The sequence below is a fragment of the Bacteroides sp. NSJ-48 genome (assembly GCF_014287405.1).
Taxonomy (GTDB): domain Bacteria; phylum Bacteroidota; class Bacteroidia; order Bacteroidales; family Bacteroidaceae; genus Bacteroides; species Bacteroides stercoris.
In genome coordinates this window covers 69,059-86,770 of the sequence record NZ_JACOOD010000006.1, presented here as the reverse complement: position 1 = coordinate 86,770, position 17,712 = coordinate 69,059, and the positions used below count along the sequence as shown (strand labels likewise).

Here is a 17,712-nt window from a genome sequence, read left to right as displayed (position 1 = left end):
ATGAAGAATAAGCTACGCAGCATCAGTACCCGCATGGCAATTCTTCATTCATAATTCTCCATTATTTACATATTGCACACCCGCGGCATTTGTTCAGTTCACCGCGGAAACGTTTCTCCACCAGCAGGTGCAGACGGTCTTTCAAGGCATCCAGGCGGATTGTGTCAATCACCTCGTTTACAAAAGCGAACATCAGCAGCAAACGTGCCTCATGCACGGAGATACCGCGCTGCTGCATATAGAACAGGGCGCTTTCATCGAGCTGGCCTACCGTAGCGCCATGACTGCACTTCACATCATCGGCATAAATCTCCAGTTGCGGCTGGGTATACATATGCGCTTCGCGAGTGGCGCAAAGATTACGGTTCGTTTGCTGGGAACTCGTATGCTGCGCACCCGGACGTACCAGTACCAGACCTGCAAAAGCACCGACAGACTGGTCGTCGAGCACATACTTAAAGAGTTCGTTGCTGGTACAGTTGGGCACTGCATGGTCTATGGTGGTATTGTTGTCCACATGCTGGTTCTTATCCGCAACAGCCATCCCGCAAAGGTTCAGTTCAGCACCTTCGCCGGCAAGCATAACTTCGGTTGTATTACGGGTAGTACCGTTATGCAAAGTCATTCCGTTCAGCAAAACGTTGCTGTTAGCTTCTTGTCTGACATACAAACTGCTGATGCGTACCGTACTGGTATGCGTCTCTTCCAGTTCATAGAAGTCGAAAGTGGCGTTCTCCCCAACGAATACCTCTACCACTTGCGTAGCAAGGAAATTCACACTGTCCATGGCGTGGTCGCACGCCAGAAGACGGGCTTGCGCACCCTCTTCCAAAATGATAAGCACACGGCGGTTCACCATAAAGTTGACATCGCCGCGCAGAATGTTCACCAACTGGATAGGTTTCTCCACCACCACGTTCTTGGGAACATACAGCAATACGCCGTCCTGCGCAAAGGCTGTATTGAAAGCCGTCACTCCATCTTTGGAAGTATCTGCCAGCTTACCGTAGTACTTCTTCACCAACTCCGGACGCTGCTCCGCCATTTCCTTGAGGCTACCGAAGATAACGCCCTCAGGCAAATGCGACTTCGGCAAAGCCTTGTTATAGAAAGCATCATTCACAACAAAGTAAAGGGAAGTGCTCATATTCGGCACATCGCACTTGAATACTTCGTAGGGATTAACCGGAATCTCCAACCGGTTCAGGTTCAGTCCGTAATCGGGTTCAAAGAACTTGCTGACATCGGTATATTTATATTTCTCCGTCTTACGGGTAGGAAAGCCAAGCCGCTCGAAGTCGGCAAATGCAGCGGCACGCGGAGCATTCAGCGCTTCGGCGCTATGACGGCATATCATCGCCTCCGTCTGGGAGAAAAGGTCTATATATTGTTGCTCTACACTCATGTTATCTGATTATGAGTTTTGAATTACAATTATGAACGGGCTGCGCATCATCATGCTGCAGGATAATTCATAATTCATAATCCATAATTTATAATTCACTCGCTTCTTTCTTAATCCAATCGAAGCCGCGTGCTTCAATCTCCTTAGCCAGTTCGGGGCCGCCTGTCTTCACGATGCGTCCGCCAAGCAGTACATGGACGGTATCCGGTTTCAGATAGTCCAGCAGGCGTTGGTAGTGGGTGATGACCATTGCGCTGGTCTGGGGAGTCTTCAGTTTGTTGAAGCCATCGGCTACAATGCGCAAAGCATCTACATCAAGCCCAGAATCCGTTTCGTCGAGAATGGCGAAAGTAGGTTCCAGCATAGCCATTTGGAAGATTTCGTTGCGTTTCTTCTCACCGCCGCTGAAGCCTTCGTTCACGCTACGGTTGGCAAGTTTGTTGTCCAGTTCGACAATGGCGCGTTTCTCGCGCATCAGTTTCAAGAATTCGCTGGCAGACAGGGCGGGCAGATGACGGTATTTACGCTGTTCGTTGACAGCGGCACGCATAAAGTTCACCATCGAAACCCCCGGTATCTCCACCGGTGTCTGGAACGAAAGGAAAATACCTTCATGCGCACGGTCTTCAGGACTCATAGCCAAAAGGTCCTTACCGTTGAAAGTTACCGTACCGCGTGTCACCTCGTATGCAGGATGTCCCACCAGCACATTGCTCAGTGTACTCTTTCCGGCTCCGTTCTGTCCCATCAGGGCATGCACCTCACCGTCGCAGATCGTGAGGTTGATGCCTTTCAATATCTCTTTGCCATTGATGCTGGCATGCAGGTCTTTTATCTCTAACATGATATTTAATTTTGAATTTTGAATTCCAATAGCTATCCTACGCTTCCCTCGAGTGAAATAGCTAACAATTTCTGAGCCTCTACGGCAAACTCCATAGGCAGCTTGTTGAGTACCTCCTTTGCATAACCGTTCACAATCAGTCCTACGGCATCTTCCGTAGAGATGCCGCGCTGGTTGCAATAGAATATCTGGTCTTCGCTAATCTTGCTGGTGGTTGCCTCGTGCTCTACAATGGCCGTCTCGTTATGGATATCCATGTAGGGAAACGTATGCGCACCGCACTTATCGCCCAGCAGCAAGGAGTCGCACTGGCTATAGTTGCGGGCATTGTCCGCTTTTTGGGCAACGCGCACCAGACCGCGGTAAGAGTTTTCGCTCCGTCCGGCGGAGATACCCTTGCTGACGATAGTGCTGCGGGTATTCTTTCCGAGATGAATCATCTTTGTACCGGTATCTGCCTGCTGGTAATTATTGGTTACCGCCACGCTGTAAAACTCTGCCGTGGAGTTATCGCCCGAAAGAATACAGGACGGATATTTCCAGGTAATGGCCGAACCGGTTTCCACCTGCGTCCAGGACAGTTTGCTATTTACCCCTTTGCAGTGTCCGCGTTTCGTTACGAAATTATACACGCCGCCTTTGCCTTCGGCATCACCCGGATACCAGTTCTGGACAGTGCTGTACTTCACTTCCGCACGGTCGTGCACCACAATCTCCACAATGGCGGCATGCAGTTGGTTTTCGTCACGCATCGGCGCCGTACACCCCTCCAGGTAGGAAACGTATGAATCATCATCCGCCACAATCAACGTTCTTTCAAACTGTCCGGTATTGCGGGCATTGATACGGAAGTAAGTGGACAACTCCATCGGACAACGTACCCCTTTTGGAATATAGACGAAAGAACCGTCGGAGAACACCGCAGAGTTCAGTGCCGCAAAGAAGTTGTCGCGATAGCCCACCACCGAGCCCAAGTACTTCTGTACCAAATCAGGATGTTCGCGCACTGCTTCGCTGAACGAACAGAAGATGATGCCTTTCTCCATAAGCGTCTCCTTAAAGGTAGTCTTTACGGATACAGAGTCCATCACGGCATCCACCGCCATACCGCTAAGTGCCATCTGCTCTTCCAGAGGAATGCCCAGTTTATTGAATGTCTTGACCAGCTCCGGGTCTACCTCGTCCATGCTCTTGGGTCCGTCCTTCTTCTTGGTAGGGTCGGCATAGTATGAGATAGACTGATAGTCTATTTCAGGAATACGGAGATGCGCCCATGCAGGCATCTCCAGCGTCAGCCAATGGCGGTACGCTTTCAGGCGGAACTCCAGCAACCACTCGGGTTCTCCTTTTTTCTCGGAAATCAGCCGCACCACATCTTCATTCAAACCACGCTCGATGATGTCTGTGTGCACGTCGGTCGTAAAACCGTACTTGTACTTCTCCTGAGTGAGTTCCTTTACATATTTATTGGGTTCTTCTTGTTGCATTGTTTCTATAATTATAAAATTACAAGTTACGAATCAAACCACATCTCCATTCACAATCTGTTCCGTAACAGCCTTTGCTGCAGGAAAGAATATTCCGGCAAATGACTTCATGGGATAATATAACACCGATTCTTTCTTTTTTGTTTGACTGAGCAGCGTATTGTCCGAATCTATAAATTCGATAACGCCCACCAGCAAACTCACCAGCAGAAGTGCTTTCAGCGCTCCCAGCCCGGAACCCAGCCAACGGTTCAGCCAACCGAGCGACACGGCTTCCATCGCCTTCGTCAGCAGCGAAGCTATCAACGCAAAAGCCAGAGGCACCGCTACCCAGATAGCAATGAATGCCAGCACTTGCGCCACTGTCATTGAATCGGTAATCCTGGAAAACACTTTCTCGGCAACGGAAGCATACAAAGTCTTTGCCGCCACCAGACCGGCAACCAGTCCCAACAAGGTAGCCAACTGCTTTACAAAACCTTTTATAAAACCTACAAGCGCTCCGGCACCGATTATTACCAAGATTATACTATCTACAACAGCCATAACTATATTAAAAAGGCGCGGATTACACGGACAAACACGGTTTTTCTTAACCAATCCGTGAAATCCGTGTAATCCGCGCCTGAAGATTTTATATATTGCTTACAGAGTCTGCTTTACCTCCACTTCTTCGTAAGATTCGATGATGTCTCCTACCTTGATGTCGTTGCAGTTTGTCAGGCTGATACCGCATTCGAAGTTCGTTCCAACTTCCTTCACATCGTCCTTGAAGCGCTTCAATGCATTGATATTTCCTGTGAAGATAACAATGCCGTCGCGAATCAGACGGGCCTTGTCGCTGCGTTTCACCTTTCCGGTCTTCACCATGGCACCTGCCACAAGACCCACTTTGGTAATGTTGAATACCTCGCGCACCTCGATAGTGGCCGTCACCTGTTCCTTCAAAGTCGGCGCCAGCATACCTTCCATAGCAGCCTTCACCTCTTCAATGGCATCGTAGATGACAGAGTACTTGCGGATGTCCACACCTTCCTGCTCTGCCAGTTTGGCGGCAGCACCCGAAGGACGAACCTGGAATCCTACGATAATCGCATCCGAAGCGGCAGCCAGAGATACATCCGATTCGGAGATAGCGCCGACGCCTTTGTGAATAACGTTTACCTGTACCTGTTCGGTAGACAGCTTAATCAACGAGTCGCTCAACGCTTCAACGGAGCCGTCCACGTCACCTTTCACGATGATATTCAGTTCGTGGAAGTCGCCCAATGCCAAACGGCGGCCCACTTCATCCAGCGTCAGCATCTTCTGTGTACGCAGACCTTGCTCACGCTGCAACTGTTCGCGCTTGTTGGCAATTTCACGTGCTTCCTGTTCAGTCTCGATTACATGGAATGTATCGCCTGCAGCCGGCGCACCGTTCAGGCCGAGAATCAAAGCCGGTTCCGAAGGACCTGCCTCTTTCATGCGCTGGTTACGTTCGTTGAACATGGCTTTCACCTTACCGTAGCTTGTACCTGCAAGCACAATATCGCCCATCTTCAAAGTACCGTTGGACACGAGTACCGTAGCCACATAACCACGACCCTTATCCAATGAGGACTCGATGATGGAACCGGTAGCGCGACGGTCGGGGTTTGCTTTCAGTTCCAGCATTTCGGCTTCCAGCAATACTTTCTCCATCAAATCGCTTACACCGATACCTTTCTTGGCTGAAATATCCTGAGACTGGTACTTACCACCCCATTCCTCAACGAGGAAGTTCATGGCAGCCAGTTCTTCCTTAATCTTATCGGGATTGGCAGTCGGCTTATCAATCTTATTGATAGCGAATACGATAGGCACACCGGCAGCCATGGCATGGTTGATAGCTTCTTTGGTCTGCGGCATCACGTTGTCATCGGCAGCCACAATGATGATGGCGATATCCGTTGCCTTGGCACCGCGGGCACGCATGGCGGTAAACGCTTCGTGACCCGGAGTATCGAGGAACGTAATCTTGCGCCCGTCTTCCAATGTCACATGGTAAGCACCGATATGCTGCGTGATACCACCCGCCTCACCGGCAATAACATTTGCCTTACGGATATAGTCGAGCAACGAGGTCTTACCGTGGTCTACGTGACCCATCACCGTTACAATCGGAGCACGAGGCTGCAAATCTTCCTCGGCATCTTCTTCCTCAACGATTGCCTGAGCCACTTCCGCACTTACATATTCTGTCTTAAAACCGAATTCTTCCGCTACCAGATTGATTGTTTCCGCATCCAGACGCTGGTTGATGGAAACCATCATACCGATGCTCATACAAGTAGCGATAACCTGCGTAACGGAAATATCCATCATGCTCGCCAACTCATTGGCAGTCACGAACTCGGTCAGCTTCAATATCTTGCTTTCCGCCATTTCCTGGTCTTCCAGCTCCTGCATACGGCTGGATGCCATGTCACGTTTCTCCTTACGGTATTTCGCACCCTTATTCTTGCCTTTGGAAGTGAGGCGTGCCAAAGTTTCCTTTACCTGCTTTGCCACATCCTCTTCACTTACTTCCTGCTTGATTACAGGTTTCTTGAAGCGGTCTTTATTCTTGTTCTTACCGGCTTGTTGGTTATTACCCCCTTGCTGGCCGCCTTTCAGACGATCGTTTCCGCCACGCTGGAAGTTGGATGCATTGTTGATATCCACCTTTTCCTTGTTAATGCGGACGCGCTTTTTCTTGCCATTGGCATCGTTGCCATCTTTCGTCTTATTATCGTCACGACGAATCTCCTTGATAATGGCTTCCTTCATCAGCTTCTTCTGATCCTGACGCTGCTTTTCTTTTTCTTCACGCTCCTTGCGCTTTTCCTCTTTCGATTTCTTCTTCGGACGTGTAGACTGATTCAGCGCAGCGAGGTCTATTTGTCCGATGACGTTAATCTTCGATACAAACTCAGGCTGATGTATTTTGAATATTTCTTCTTTTTCTTCTTTATTTTCCGAAACAGCCTCTTCGGTTGCAACGGGAGCAGGCTCTTCGTTAGAAACCGATACGGGTTCTGCAGCCACCGGCGCAGGTTTTTCTTCTTCTGCCGCCGGAGCAGGTTCAACCACCGGAGCAGGTGTCGGCTCGGGCTGAGGTTCGGGAACGGGTTCCGGTTTCGGAGCCTCGACAACAGGTGCAGGTTCTTCCACCTTTACTTCTTCAACCACCGGCATCTCCGGTTCCACCGCTTCTTCCTCTTTTTCCACAGTATGTTTGCGATTCAGTTTATCCAAATCAATCTTCCCGACAGGCTTAAACTTCGGACGTACATCTTCGGGAACCACAGCCTTTACCACCTCTTCGGTTTTCGGCTTTTCCTGTGCTTCCTTGTCATAACCGTCAATAGCCACCGATGCCTTGTTGCGTTCCTTACTCTGACGTTCCTGAATGAAACGCTCCGTTTTCAATTTAAGATCCTTATCTGTACTAAACTCTTTCACAAGCAAGTCGTACTGCTCGTCGGTAATCTTCGTATTGGGATTTGCTTCAATGGCATATCCCTTCTTTTGCAAGAACTCAACTACCGTCGTGATTCCTACATTTAAATCTCTTGTTACTTTATTTAACCTTATCGTCATACTTTAATTTAATGAATAATGGAGAAAGAAGTGGTGGTTAGTGATTAGCGATTAGGGGTTAGCGATTAGTGTTTAGTGATGATTTTATTATACATACCAAAAATCACTTATCACTAACCCCTAATCACTAATTTTCCCCTTCTTCAAACTCCGATTTCAAAATGCGTAATACTTCGTCCACCGTTTCCTCTTCCAGGTCAGTCTTTTCAATCAACATCTCGCGCGGTGCATTCAACACAGCCTTGGCGGTATCAATACCGATAGCCTTGATGGCATCGATTACCCAACCGTCAATCTCATCGCGGAATTCATCCAAGTAGATATCTTCATCCTCTACCGCTTCATCCAATTCGCGGAACACGTCAATGGTGTACTCAGTCAACATACTGGCCAGCTTGATATTCAAACCGCCTTTACCGATAGCCAGCGACACCTCTTCCGGTTTCAGGAAGACTTCCGCCTTGTGCTCTTCCTCGTTCAGACGGATGGAAGAGATTTTGGCAGGGCTGAGGGCGCGCTGTATAAACAACTGGATATTCGACGTATAGTTGATAACATCGATATTCTCGTTGCGAAGCTCGCGGACAATACCATGAATACGGCTACCCTTCACACCGACGCAGGCGCCTACCGGATCGATACGGTCATCGTATGACTCAACGGCAATCTTGGCACGCTCACCGGGAATACGGGCAATCTTCTTGATAGTAATCAGTCCGTCATTGATTTCGGGTACTTCCATCTCGAACAGACGTTGCAGGAAAACGGGCGACGTACGACTCAGGATAATCTTCGGATTGTTGTTCTTGTTGTCGACGCGAGCTACCACGGCGCGGGCAGTCTCACCCTTACGGTAGAAGTCGCTCGGAATCTGTTCGGTCTTGGGCAACAGCAGTTCATTGCCTTCGTCATCGAGCAGCAACATTTCCTTTTTCCAAATCTGGTAAACCTCTGCATTGATAATAGTACCCACCTTATCAATGTATTTATTGTAAATACTGTCTTTTTCCAGTTCCAAAATCTTGGAAGCCAATGTCTGGCGCAAGTTCAGAATAGCACGGCGGCCGAACTTCGCAAAGTTCACCTCATCCGTCACTTCCTCTCCCACCTCGTACGAAGCGTCAATCTTCCGGGCTTCGCTCAAAGAAATCTGCAGGTTCGGGTTTTCAAGGTCCTCATCCGCCACAACTTCACGATTACGCCATATTTCGAAGTCACCCTTGTCCGGGTTCACAATCACGTCGTAATTCTCATCGGTTCCGAACATCTTTGCAATCACACTGCGGAACGACTCTTCGAGCACGCTCACCATGGTGGTTCTATCAATATTCTTCAGTTCTTTAAATTCCGAAAAGGTATCTATCAAGCTGATAGTTTCTTCTTTCTTGGCCATAGTCTTATTTAAAACTAATTAAGTATTTAGTATATTTTATCTCTTCGTATGTAAAGGTCAGATCCTCATCCACCATTTTAGGACGCTTGGCTCCCTCCTCTTTCACTTTCTTCTGAACAGTAACGGTGAACTGCCGCTCGTCGGCATCTTTCAACACTCCGCAATGCTTGCGGCCGTCTTTTGCCAATACTTCCACTTCCTTGCCGATGTGGTTGACGTACTGTTGCAGCACTTTAAACGGTTGTCCGATACCGGCGGAACCGACTTCCAGTTCGTAATCCTCATCCTCACGATTCAACCGGGACTCTATGTAGCGGCTCAACTCTACACAATCCTCAATCCAAACACCTTCTTTGTGGTCTATCTCCACCACAATCTTGTCATCCGGGCTGATTATGACCTCCACCAGGAAGTACTCCTTATCTTCCAGCCACTCGTCTACAATCTGACAAACTGTTTTCTTTTCTATCATAGATTAACCATTAGGAACAAAAAAGAGGAGCTCAATCGCCCCTCCACCTTTCATCCGTTTCGGTTGCAAAGATATAAATAATCTGTTCGACTACAAAATAATAGGAGAAAAAAAGAATATTTAGCACTCCTGCCCGAATTTATCTTCCATTCAAAATTAATCACTACATTTGCAGGGTTCTTTAAACTCAATCGTCATGGCACATCACCTGAATACCAACAAACAATTCATGATAGGCAACGGCATCCTTGCTTTTGCCGTAATATTCGTTGTCGTTATCTTCGTCTACATGAGCATGCGCCTGCAACGGCAGAAAGAGGGCGAACGCCATTTTGCCGAAACCTACAACATCACTTTGGTGAAAGGTTTTGCCGGCGATTCCATCTCCATCCTTCTCAATGACAGCGTACTGGCAGACCGGCGCATCGGTGAAGAGCCTTTCAATATCGAGGTAAAACGGTTTGCCGAGCAAAGCGCACTGATGATAGTGGACAAGGCAACCGACAGACTTTCTCTGTTTGAGTTGAGCGAAAAAGGCGGTAACTATCGTTTTGAAAAAGACGGCGATGAAGTGAAACTGCTGGCACAGTAGCCCGCTTCCGTGCCTCTCCCACTATAACCGGCCTGCTTCAGAAGTCTGTCCTATACTTTCTCAGCTCGCTGCGCAGCAGTTGCGCCTTGCCATCCGTCATGCCATCAAGCAACGCCCAAAAGCGCTCGCCATGATTCATTTCACGGGTATGCGCCAACTCGTGCAGCAGCACATAGTCTATCAAGTGTTTGGGCAATAGGACAAGGAAATAGGACAGATTGATGTTTCCACGGGCGGAACAACTTCCCCAACGCCCGCTGCTGGAGTTTATTTTCACACTCTTATAAGGAAGATTATGCCGCAACGAGAGTGCATAAAGCCGAGGCGGAAGAATAATCTTGGCATTACGCCGCAAGGCTTCCTCAATCACTTTACGCAGCCAAGCCTGCAACTCCTTATTTGAGAAGTCTGCATCCGGCGGACAGATAATCTGCATCTCCCCCAGTTCCGAGCGCGAAAGGAAACGGTCGCGTTCTCCGCCGACCAAACTCAACTTGAAGAATTCCGTATCAATCCGATAATCCAAGTCAATCAGCGGACGGCTTTGCTTCTCTCGGGCGGCCCTCAACCGGGGACGCAGTTGCTCCACAGCATTCTTTACCTCCCCGATGGTTGTGCCCGGCGGAACAGTTACATGAATGGCATCCTCACGCGTACGAAAAGTCAGACGCCGGGCACGGACATTCACCCGTACCAACAAACGTCCCAGCTCCTTATCCTCTAAAACATGCTCCGTTATCATCTGTTCTTTCCTCCTTGAAATAAGGGCAAAAGAACGAAGAATCGTCCGAAAAAGCAAACGGCTGTCTACCAAAAACGAACAATGTGTTCAAAAGCGGACACCGTATTCTCTTCATTACATCCTAATAAACAAAGATTTATGCTTATGGCATAGAATTTGAACAAGAACCGGCAACAAGAAGTTCCCGGTAAAAAGTCATAATCCCTGCAACTTTTTGAAAGAAGACTACGTCTAATGAACAAGAAAACTTAAAATAAATTGAACATGAAAACATTAACAGCAATCATCGTATCAGGTATCTTCGCATTAAACACAACAGCTTGCACCTGCAACTACAACTCCGGTCTATTCAACGGAAAAACAGTCAAAGCAAGCAAGAATTATGTAACCAAAGCTATCAAAGTAGACAACTTCACCGGTGTGAACCTGGCAGGCAGTCCGGATGTTATCTACACCCAAAAGGCGGGAAAGCCCCAAGTAGAGATATATACGTCCGACAATATCGTAGACCTTCTGGACATCAACGTTGCCAACAACACCTTGAATATCAAGTTCAAGAAAGGCGTCAGCGTATCTTATAACAAGCTGGAGATACGCGTCTCTTCCGAGACACTCAACAACATCTCCGTTGCCGGCTCTGGTAATGTAAAGTTAGCCAACGGACTGAAAACAGACAACCTGAAAGTATCCGTAGCGGGTTCGGGAGACATCGACGCGGACAACATAACCTGCACCGGCAATCTTAACGTATCCGTGACAGGGTCGGGCGACATAGAAGGCAGCAACATCACTTGCGCCAATCTCACGGCATCCATAGCCGGTTCCGGAGATTTGAAGCTTGACAACGTATCGGCCGCCGGCACCGAAGCATCCGTGGCAGGATCGGGCACGGCAGTATTGACGGGAACTTCCCAGGAAGCCGATTACCGTGTAGCGGGTTCGGGCGACCTGTTTGCATCCGGCCTGCAGGCAAAACGCGTTTCGGCAAGCGTATCCGGTTCGGGAGACATCAAATGCCACGCCACCGACTTCCTGAAAGCACGTACCAGCGGCAGCGGAAACATCGGCTATAAAGGCAATCCGGAACTGGACTTCCCCAAGAAGGGATTATACAAGCTCTGATTCCATATACACTGTAGGGGGGCAACTTTCCGCTCCCCCCAACAATAATAAAAGGGACGCTGCATCACGCGGCGTCCCATTTATCTTAGTTAGTTTCTATAAAATTTTGAGAGAATTGAAACTTCACAGCCTCTGTTTTTGTTTTAATAAAAGCACACTAACTATATTATATTTAAAGCAAATGAAAATGTTATTTTAAAAGCAAATGAAAATATCTACTGTCTGCTTTCCTTCTCCTTGCTTACACGATGCAGACTATCCAATATCTGCTTCTCGTGCGTTGCGGCCCTATCCCCCGAAAGGGCGACCGACGGAGCGGAAATTTGTTTGCCGATAGTATCGGCGGCAGCCACCTCTCTTACATCGGCAAAGAACGAATGTTGCATCACATTGCCCAATGAAAGCACCACTGCCACTGCGGCTGCGGCTTTAAACAACGGCATGAAGCGCGCCGTCAATGTCATGCGCCTGGCTTTCACAACCGGAGCTTCAATCTCGGCAAGCACCCGTGCATCGAAATCCGCACCCAGATACTCTTCCTGCTGAAGTTGCTGATATACAAACAAATCCTTATAACGCGACAAGTGTTCGGGAACGTCCTCTTCTGTAAAGAAAGTACGCAACTGCGCTTCTTCCTCGAGAGAAGTCTCACACTGCCAATAACGTTCTAAAAGTTGTTCTATATATTTAAAGTCCATAACCTTCTATATCAATAAACCGTTGTTTAACCTTTTGCCTTGCCCTGAAGAGGTTCACTTTCACCTGTTCCTCTGTCAGACTCAGGACAACCGCAATCTCCTTGTAGCTCTTACCTTCCATATCCCTCAGTTGCATAATCAGCCGCTGCTTTTCGGGAAGTTCGTTTATCAGGCGGTGTATCAGAGCCATTCGTTCTTTATTCACCAGCCTTTCGTAAGGGCCCGATGCTTCGGAAGCCTCTTCCATATCGGGGGTAAGTTCCACCGCTCGGGCGTCTTTCCTTTCGCTGCGGTCTATCGCCAGATTCCTTGCCACTGTCAGGCAATAGGCTTCGACAGAACCGAACTGCGTCCACTCGTCGCGCTTGTTCCATACCCTAATCAGTGTTTCCTGCACAACATCTTCCGCTTCCGCCCGGTCGAATGTAATCCTCAGGGCCAACCGAAAGAGCTTGTCTTTCAGAGGGAGAATGTCATTACGAAAACTGATTTCCTGCATCTCTAATTAATTGACGGTTCAGCAAACGGAAAGTTACAGTCTGCCACCACTTTTTTTTGATTTATTTTTTGATACGGGTTCCGCCATCACTGTTTATAGCTGAGGCTAAGGTGATTACAACTTCCGCGACTCCGGCATTCAAAGCCTCGAAAGAATTCTCCAGCTTGGGAATCATGCCGCCCTGGATAACCCCTTCGGCAACATACTGCTTAAATTCTTCCGGAGTAATCCGGGAAATCACGCTGTCGTCGTCATTCTCGTCGCGCAACACGCCTTTTTTCTCGAAGCAATATACCAGCGTCACGTCAAACTGTCCGGACAAGGCTTTGGCCGTTTCTCCGGCAATCGTATCGGCATTCGTATTCAGCATGTGTCCCTCGCCGTCGTGTGTCAGCGGGGCCATTACCGGAACAACGCCTTTATGGATGAGTTCGCTCAGGAACGCTCCGTTCACCTGCTTCACATCGCCCACGAAACCATAGTCCACATCCTTTACCGGACGCTTCGCGGAACGGATCACGTCCATGTCCGCACCCGTCAGGCCGAGCGCATTCACGCCTCGTGCCTGCAAACCGGCCACTATGTTCTTGTTCACCAATCCGCCATACACCATTGTCACCACCTTCAAAGTCTCGGCATCGGTGATGCGGCGTCCATTCACCATTTTGCTTTCAATACCCAACAGGGCTGCGATTTTCGTTGCCGAACGTCCGCCGCCGTGCACCAGGACTTTATATCCTTCGATGGCGGCAAAGTCATCCAACAACTTGCAGAGGGTGGCTTCCTCTTCCACGATTTTGCCACCCACCTTGATTACAGTCAGTTTCTCTCTCATTATTCCAAATATGTATATCCGTACAAACCGGAACGGTAATTAGACAAAAATTCCTTGCCTTCTTCCAGGGAGATGCGTCCTTCCTTTACCGACTGGCTCACCCAGGTCTCCAAAGTACGCACCAGCTTCTTCGGACTGTACTGCACGTAATCCAGCACTTCCGCCACCGTCTCACCGTCGATAACCTGCTCTATCGTATACCCCTTATCGCTCACGGATACGTGCACCGCATTCGTATCGCCGAACAGATTGTGCATATCGCCGAGAATTTCCTGATAGGCACCCACCAGGAACACACCCACATAATAGGGTTCCTTACTCTTCAAGGAGTGTACCGGCAAGTAATGGGACACGTTCTTGGTAGAGATAAAGTTGGCAATCTTACCGTCCGAATCGCAGGTAATGTCCTGCAAGGTAGCCGTCCGGTCCGGCCGTTCGTCCAGACGCTGGATAGGCATGATGGGGAATATCTGGTCTATCGCCCAGGAGTCCGGCAGGGACTGGAAGAGCGAGAAGTTACAGAAATACTTATCCGCCAGCAGTTTGGGAAGACCGCGGAATTCATCGGGCGCATGCTTCAGTCCGCCGGCTATCTGGTTCACTTCGCGCATGATAGACCAATACAGACGCTCAATCTTGGCGCGGGTCTGCAGGTCCACGATGCCGTGGCTGAACAAATCGAGCGCCTCTTCGCGTATCTGCTGCGCATCGTGCCAGGCTTCCAGCATCCTGTTCTGGTTCAGTGTATCCCAAATGCCGTAAAGCTCCCGCAAGAGTTCGTGGTCGTTTTCGGTCACCTCTTCATCGTCGTCCCATTCGGGCAGATTGGTGGTTTCCAGCACCTCGAATATAAGTACGGAATGATGCGCCGTCAAAGCGCGTCCGCTCTCCGTAATGATATTGGGATGGGGAATGCCATTCTTGTCGCTGGCATCCACCAGAGTAGAAATGGAGTCGTTCACATACTCCTGAATGGAATAGTTTACGCTGCCCTCGCTGTTGGACGAGCGCGTTCCGTCATAATCCACTCCCAGGCCGCCGCCGATGTCCACGAATTCCACGTTGAATCCCATGTTGTGCAACTGCACATAGAACTGCGACGCTTCACGCAGAGCGGTTTTGATACGACGGATTTTCGTTACCTGGCTTCCGATGTGGAAATGTATCAGCTTCAGGCAGTCCTGCATGCCTTTGCTTGCCATGAAGTCGAGCGCTTCGAGCAATTCGCTGGACGACAGTCCGAACTTGCTTGCATCGCCGCCCGAATCTTCCCACTTGCCGCTTCCCGACGAAGCCAGCTTGATGCGTATGCCGATATTGGGCTTTACATTCAACTGCTTCGCCATTTTGGCTATCAGCTTCAGCTCATTCATTTTCTCTACTACGAGAAAGATGCGTTTTCCCATCTTCTGCGCCAGCAAAGCAAGCTCTATGTAGCTCTCATCCTTGTATCCGTTGCAGATAATCAGCGAGTCGGAGTCCATATTGATGGCAATCACCGCATGCAGTTCGGGTTTGGAGCCTGCTTCCAGTCCGAGATTGAATTTCTTGCCGTGGCTGATAATCTCCTCGACCACCGGACGCATCTGATTCACCTTAATGGGATAGATAATAAAATTCTCCGCCTTGTAGCCGTACTCTTCCGCCGCTTGTCTGAAACAACAGGAAATCTTCTCAATCCGGTTGTCAAGAATGTCGGGAAAGCGCACCAGCATGGGCGCCGTCACGTCACGCAGTTGCAATTCGTCGACCAGGTCTTTCAAATCGACGCCGACGCCGTCCTTACGCGGTGTTACTACAACATGACCTTTGTCATTGATACCAAAGTACGAAGTGCCCCAACCTGTAATGTTGTACAGCTCTTCCGAATCTTCAATACGCCATTTTCTCATTTCTTGTTACTCTGCTGTTTTAGTAGTTTATTTATAAAAAAGGGGTACAAAAATACATATAAATCTGGAACATCTTGCCTTTTAGGGCGAAAAACACACATTTACAAGAGATTAAACGCCCAGCAGGCTACGCAACTGCTGCACGGACCCGGCAATCTGCCGCCTGCTTTCCAGATGTCCTGCATCGAAACGGTAGCGGGCTTGCACGTAGAAAGGGGCGCGTTTCTCCAATGCGTCCGCAATAAAGGCGCGCAGCTCCTCGTCCGTCTTTCCCTGCAGGATGGGGCGCTGATGGGTTGCCACCCGCAAACGGTTGAACAGTATATCGGGATGTACATCCAGGAACACGGTCTGCCCGTGTCCGTTCATGTAGTCCATATTGTCGAAGAAACAGGGCGTGCCGCCGCCGGTCGAGATAATGACATCCTCAAACTCGGACACCTCGTGCAGCATATTCCGCTCCAATTCACGAAAAGAGGCCTCTCCCCGCTCGACGAACAGTTCACGGATGGATTTGTGAAAACGTTCCTCGATGTACCAGTCCAAATCGATGAAAGGTACATTCAGTTCGCGGGCAAAAGCCTTACCTAAAGTTGTTTTACCGGCTCCCATGTAACCGGTCAGAAAGATACGTATCATAATTGCTTACCGTTTGTGTACAAAGATAAGCAATTCTACAGTGAGACTACCTCACAATCAGCGGAAAATTTTAATTCGCTCGCTCAACTCCCCGAACTCCTTTTCGCCGGGTTCGGCAGTGGGCGTGCCAAAAGGCATTTCGGCTATCAGCATCCAGTTCTCCGGCAAGTTCCAGGTACGGCGCACCTCGTCGTCAATCAGCGGGTTGTAATGCTGCAAGGAAGCTCCTAAGCCCGCATCTTCCAGCATGGTCCAGATAGCCAGCTGGTGCATGGCCGATGTATGCTGCGACCAAGTCGGGAAATTTTCACTGTAAGAGGGAAACGCATCCTGCAATTTCTTTACAACCGTCGTGTCCTCAAAATAAAGCACAGTGCCATGCCCGGCAGCAAAGCAGCCGTCAATCTTAGCTTCCGTCTTTGCAAAAGCCTCAGGCGAAATGCGCTGCTTCAACGTATTTTTTACAATATCCCATAGTTTCTTATGCTCGTCGCCCAGCAGCAGGACGATTCTTGTTGACTGCGAATTAAAGGCCGACGGTACGTTCTTCACCGCCGTACGGATAATATGCACCACTTCCTCATCCAAAACAGGAGAGTCGCTACCTATGGAATAATAACTGCGCCGGTGTTCCAACGCTTCTGCAAATGTTCTCTTCATATCTTTTTATTTTATTGTCTGTTTTTTATTAAGGATAAATGAGTTATATAAAATTACAAAGTCAAGGGACTGAACCGATATTCTTTTTTTACTTCCCACTTCTCCTCAAATTAAAAGAACAAGCGAACGGAGCCGATTGTTCGCATTTGTGAAATATATTCGTACCTTTGCCGCAGTTATGAAAAAAGAGAAATTCTACGTTGTATGGGCAGGCGTCACTCCGGGCATTTATACATCCTGGACCGAATGCCAGCTACAGACCAAAGGCTATGAGGGGGCAAAGTTCAAATCGTTCGACACCCGTGAGGAAGCAGAGCAAGCCTTTGCCGCTTCACCCTACGATTACATCAAGCGCAATACATCCGCAGGCAGCACGCCATCCAAGCCGTCTCAAAATGCAGACGCTCCCTACCCCGCCGCCGTCCTCGAAAACAGTCTTGCCGTAGATGCCGCATGCAGCGGAAATCCCGGAGCAATGGAGTACCGGGGAGTACACGTTGCCAGCCGCCAGCAGGTTTTCCACTACGGTCCCGTGTACGGCACCAACAACATCGGAGAGTTTCTTGCCATCGTGCATGGCCTTGCCCTACTGAAGCAAAAAGGCTTCGACATGCCTATTTACAGCGACAGCGTCAATGCCATCGGTTGGGTCAAACAGAAGAAATGCAAGACCAAGCTACCCCGCGACTCCAAAACCGAACAACTTTTCCTGCTGATAGAGCGCGCCGAGAAGTGGCTGCGTGAAAACACCTACTCCACCCCTATCCTGAAATGGGAAACCAGGCAGTGGGGAGAAATACCCGCGGACTTCGGAAGAAAATAACAGGGC

At 49.1% G+C, this 17,712-nt stretch carries 17 protein-coding genes; 3 read left to right on the top strand and 14 right to left on the bottom strand.

Annotation, left to right across the window (positions count from 1 at the left end; translation table 11 throughout):
• Positions 1-61: 61 nt before the first annotated feature.
• From sufD to rimP, 7 genes are all read right to left on the bottom strand, one after another.
• A complete protein-coding gene (gene sufD, locus H8S52_RS04555) occupies positions 62-1,405 on the bottom strand; it encodes a Fe-S cluster assembly protein SufD (RefSeq protein ID WP_186909376.1) in 1,344 nt (447 codons plus the stop codon).
• An 88-nt stretch (positions 1,406-1,493) separates the two neighbouring features.
• Complete coding sequence (gene sufC, locus H8S52_RS04550; RefSeq protein ID WP_117858104.1) at positions 1,494-2,249, bottom strand: Fe-S cluster assembly ATPase SufC; 756 nt, start codon at positions 2,247-2,249, stop codon at positions 1,494-1,496.
• 32 nt (positions 2,250-2,281) lie between these two features.
• Positions 2,282-3,736 carry a Fe-S cluster assembly protein SufB gene (gene sufB, locus H8S52_RS04545; protein WP_117858102.1) on the bottom strand — a complete coding sequence of 485 codons (1,455 nt, stop codon included), beginning with the start codon at positions 3,734-3,736 and terminating at the stop codon, positions 2,282-2,284.
• A 33-nt stretch (positions 3,737-3,769) separates the two neighbouring features.
• Positions 3,770-4,282, bottom strand: coding sequence for a CvpA family protein (locus H8S52_RS04540; RefSeq protein ID WP_022103962.1), 513 nt, complete (start codon positions 4,280-4,282; stop codon positions 3,770-3,772).
• Between the two features lie 99 nt (positions 4,283-4,381).
• Positions 4,382-7,339: a translation initiation factor IF-2 gene (gene infB / locus H8S52_RS04535; protein ID WP_186909375.1), complete on the bottom strand. Its 2,958-nt coding sequence runs from the start codon at positions 7,337-7,339 to the stop codon at positions 4,382-4,384.
• A 127-nt stretch (positions 7,340-7,466) separates the two neighbouring features.
• Positions 7,467-8,732: a transcription termination factor NusA gene (gene nusA / locus H8S52_RS04530; protein ID WP_005656040.1), complete on the bottom strand. Its 1,266-nt coding sequence runs from the start codon at positions 8,730-8,732 to the stop codon at positions 7,467-7,469.
• Positions 8,733-8,736: 4 nt separating this feature from the next.
• A complete protein-coding gene (gene rimP, locus H8S52_RS04525; protein ID WP_005656038.1) occupies positions 8,737-9,204 on the bottom strand; it encodes a ribosome assembly cofactor RimP in 468 nt (155 codons plus the stop codon).
• Positions 9,205-9,400: 196 nt separating this feature from the next.
• Here rimP and H8S52_RS04520 point away from each other — a divergent pair, with 196 nt between their 5' ends.
• Complete coding sequence (locus H8S52_RS04520) at positions 9,401-9,796, top strand: hypothetical protein (RefSeq protein WP_005656036.1); 396 nt, start codon at positions 9,401-9,403, stop codon at positions 9,794-9,796.
• 37 nt (positions 9,797-9,833) lie between these two features.
• Here the strand turns inward: H8S52_RS04520 and H8S52_RS04515 are convergent, their stop codons facing one another.
• On the bottom strand, positions 9,834-10,538 hold the full coding sequence (locus H8S52_RS04515; RefSeq protein WP_186909374.1) for a SprT family zinc-dependent metalloprotease: 705 nt from the start codon (positions 10,536-10,538) through the stop codon (positions 9,834-9,836).
• Positions 10,539-10,802: 264 nt separating this feature from the next.
• Between H8S52_RS04515 and H8S52_RS04510 the strand changes: the two genes are divergently transcribed.
• Positions 10,803-11,660 carry a head GIN domain-containing protein gene (locus tag H8S52_RS04510; protein ID WP_118939856.1) on the top strand — a complete coding sequence of 286 codons (858 nt, stop codon included), beginning with the start codon at positions 10,803-10,805 and terminating at the stop codon, positions 11,658-11,660.
• Between the two features lie 215 nt (positions 11,661-11,875).
• On the opposite strand, the gene H8S52_RS04505 is transcribed toward H8S52_RS04510, so the two are convergent.
• The 6 genes from H8S52_RS04505 to H8S52_RS04480 form a co-directional block, all read right to left on the bottom strand.
• Positions 11,876-12,358, bottom strand: a complete 483-nt coding sequence (locus H8S52_RS04505; protein WP_186909373.1) for a hypothetical protein — start codon at positions 12,356-12,358, stop codon at positions 11,876-11,878.
• On the bottom strand, positions 12,348-12,857 hold the full coding sequence (locus tag H8S52_RS04500) for an RNA polymerase sigma factor (RefSeq protein WP_186909372.1): 510 nt from the start codon (positions 12,855-12,857) through the stop codon (positions 12,348-12,350). The genes H8S52_RS04505 and H8S52_RS04500 overlap by 11 nt, the downstream gene beginning before the upstream one ends.
• A 61-nt stretch (positions 12,858-12,918) precedes the next feature.
• Positions 12,919-13,692, bottom strand: coding sequence for an acetylglutamate kinase (gene argB, locus H8S52_RS04495; RefSeq protein ID WP_186909371.1), 774 nt, complete (start codon positions 13,690-13,692; stop codon positions 12,919-12,921).
• Positions 13,692-15,584 (bottom strand): biosynthetic arginine decarboxylase, encoded by a 1,893-nt coding sequence (gene speA / locus H8S52_RS04490; protein ID WP_016661064.1) that lies wholly within the window; start codon positions 15,582-15,584, stop codon positions 13,692-13,694. Before speA ends, argB begins: the two co-directional genes overlap by 1 nt.
• Before the next feature lie 111 nt (positions 15,585-15,695).
• Entirely contained in the window at positions 15,696-16,223 is a 528-nt protein-coding gene (locus H8S52_RS04485; protein ID WP_060385533.1) for a shikimate kinase, read from the bottom strand.
• Between the two features lie 57 nt (positions 16,224-16,280).
• Positions 16,281-16,883 (bottom strand): nitroreductase family protein, encoded by a 603-nt coding sequence (locus H8S52_RS04480; protein WP_117985988.1) that lies wholly within the window; start codon positions 16,881-16,883, stop codon positions 16,281-16,283.
• A 178-nt stretch (positions 16,884-17,061) separates the two neighbouring features.
• Here H8S52_RS04480 and H8S52_RS04475 point away from each other — a divergent pair, with 178 nt between their 5' ends.
• A complete protein-coding gene (locus H8S52_RS04475) occupies positions 17,062-17,706 on the top strand; it encodes a viroplasmin family protein (protein WP_117917152.1) in 645 nt (214 codons plus the stop codon).
• Positions 17,707-17,712: the final 6 nt, after the last annotated feature.

Coding starts and splice junctions, on each gene's coding strand:
- sufD (WP_186909376.1), bottom strand. CDS start 1,405: ATGAGTGTAGAGCAACAATATATAGACCTTTTCTCCCAGACGGAGGCG.
- sufC (WP_117858104.1), bottom strand. CDS start 2,249: ATGTTAGAGATAAAAGACCTGCATGCCAGCATCAATGGCAAAGAGATA.
- sufB (WP_117858102.1), bottom strand. CDS start 3,736: ATGCAACAAGAAGAACCCAATAAATATGTAAAGGAACTCACTCAGGAG.
- H8S52_RS04540 (WP_022103962.1), bottom strand. CDS start 4,282: ATGGCTGTTGTAGATAGTATAATCTTGGTAATAATCGGTGCCGGAGCG.
- infB (WP_186909375.1), bottom strand. CDS start 7,339: ATGACGATAAGGTTAAATAAAGTAACAAGAGATTTAAATGTAGGAATC.
- nusA (WP_005656040.1), bottom strand. CDS start 8,732: ATGGCCAAGAAAGAAGAAACTATCAGCTTGATAGATACCTTTTCGGAA.
- rimP (WP_005656038.1), bottom strand. CDS start 9,204: ATGATAGAAAAGAAAACAGTTTGTCAGATTGTAGACGAGTGGCTGGAA.
- H8S52_RS04520 (WP_005656036.1), top strand. CDS start 9,401: ATGGCACATCACCTGAATACCAACAAACAATTCATGATAGGCAACGGC.
- H8S52_RS04515 (WP_186909374.1), bottom strand. CDS start 10,538: ATGATAACGGAGCATGTTTTAGAGGATAAGGAGCTGGGACGTTTGTTG.
- H8S52_RS04510 (WP_118939856.1), top strand. CDS start 10,803: ATGAAAACATTAACAGCAATCATCGTATCAGGTATCTTCGCATTAAAC.
- H8S52_RS04505 (WP_186909373.1), bottom strand. CDS start 12,358: ATGGACTTTAAATATATAGAACAACTTTTAGAACGTTATTGGCAGTGT.
- H8S52_RS04500 (WP_186909372.1), bottom strand. CDS start 12,857: ATGCAGGAAATCAGTTTTCGTAATGACATTCTCCCTCTGAAAGACAAG.
- argB (WP_186909371.1), bottom strand. CDS start 13,692: ATGAGAGAGAAACTGACTGTAATCAAGGTGGGTGGCAAAATCGTGGAA.
- speA (WP_016661064.1), bottom strand. CDS start 15,584: ATGAGAAAATGGCGTATTGAAGATTCGGAAGAGCTGTACAACATTACA.
- H8S52_RS04485 (WP_060385533.1), bottom strand. CDS start 16,223: ATGATACGTATCTTTCTGACCGGTTACATGGGAGCCGGTAAAACAACT.
- H8S52_RS04480 (WP_117985988.1), bottom strand. CDS start 16,883: ATGAAGAGAACATTTGCAGAAGCGTTGGAACACCGGCGCAGTTATTAT.
- H8S52_RS04475 (WP_117917152.1), top strand. CDS start 17,062: ATGAAAAAAGAGAAATTCTACGTTGTATGGGCAGGCGTCACTCCGGGC.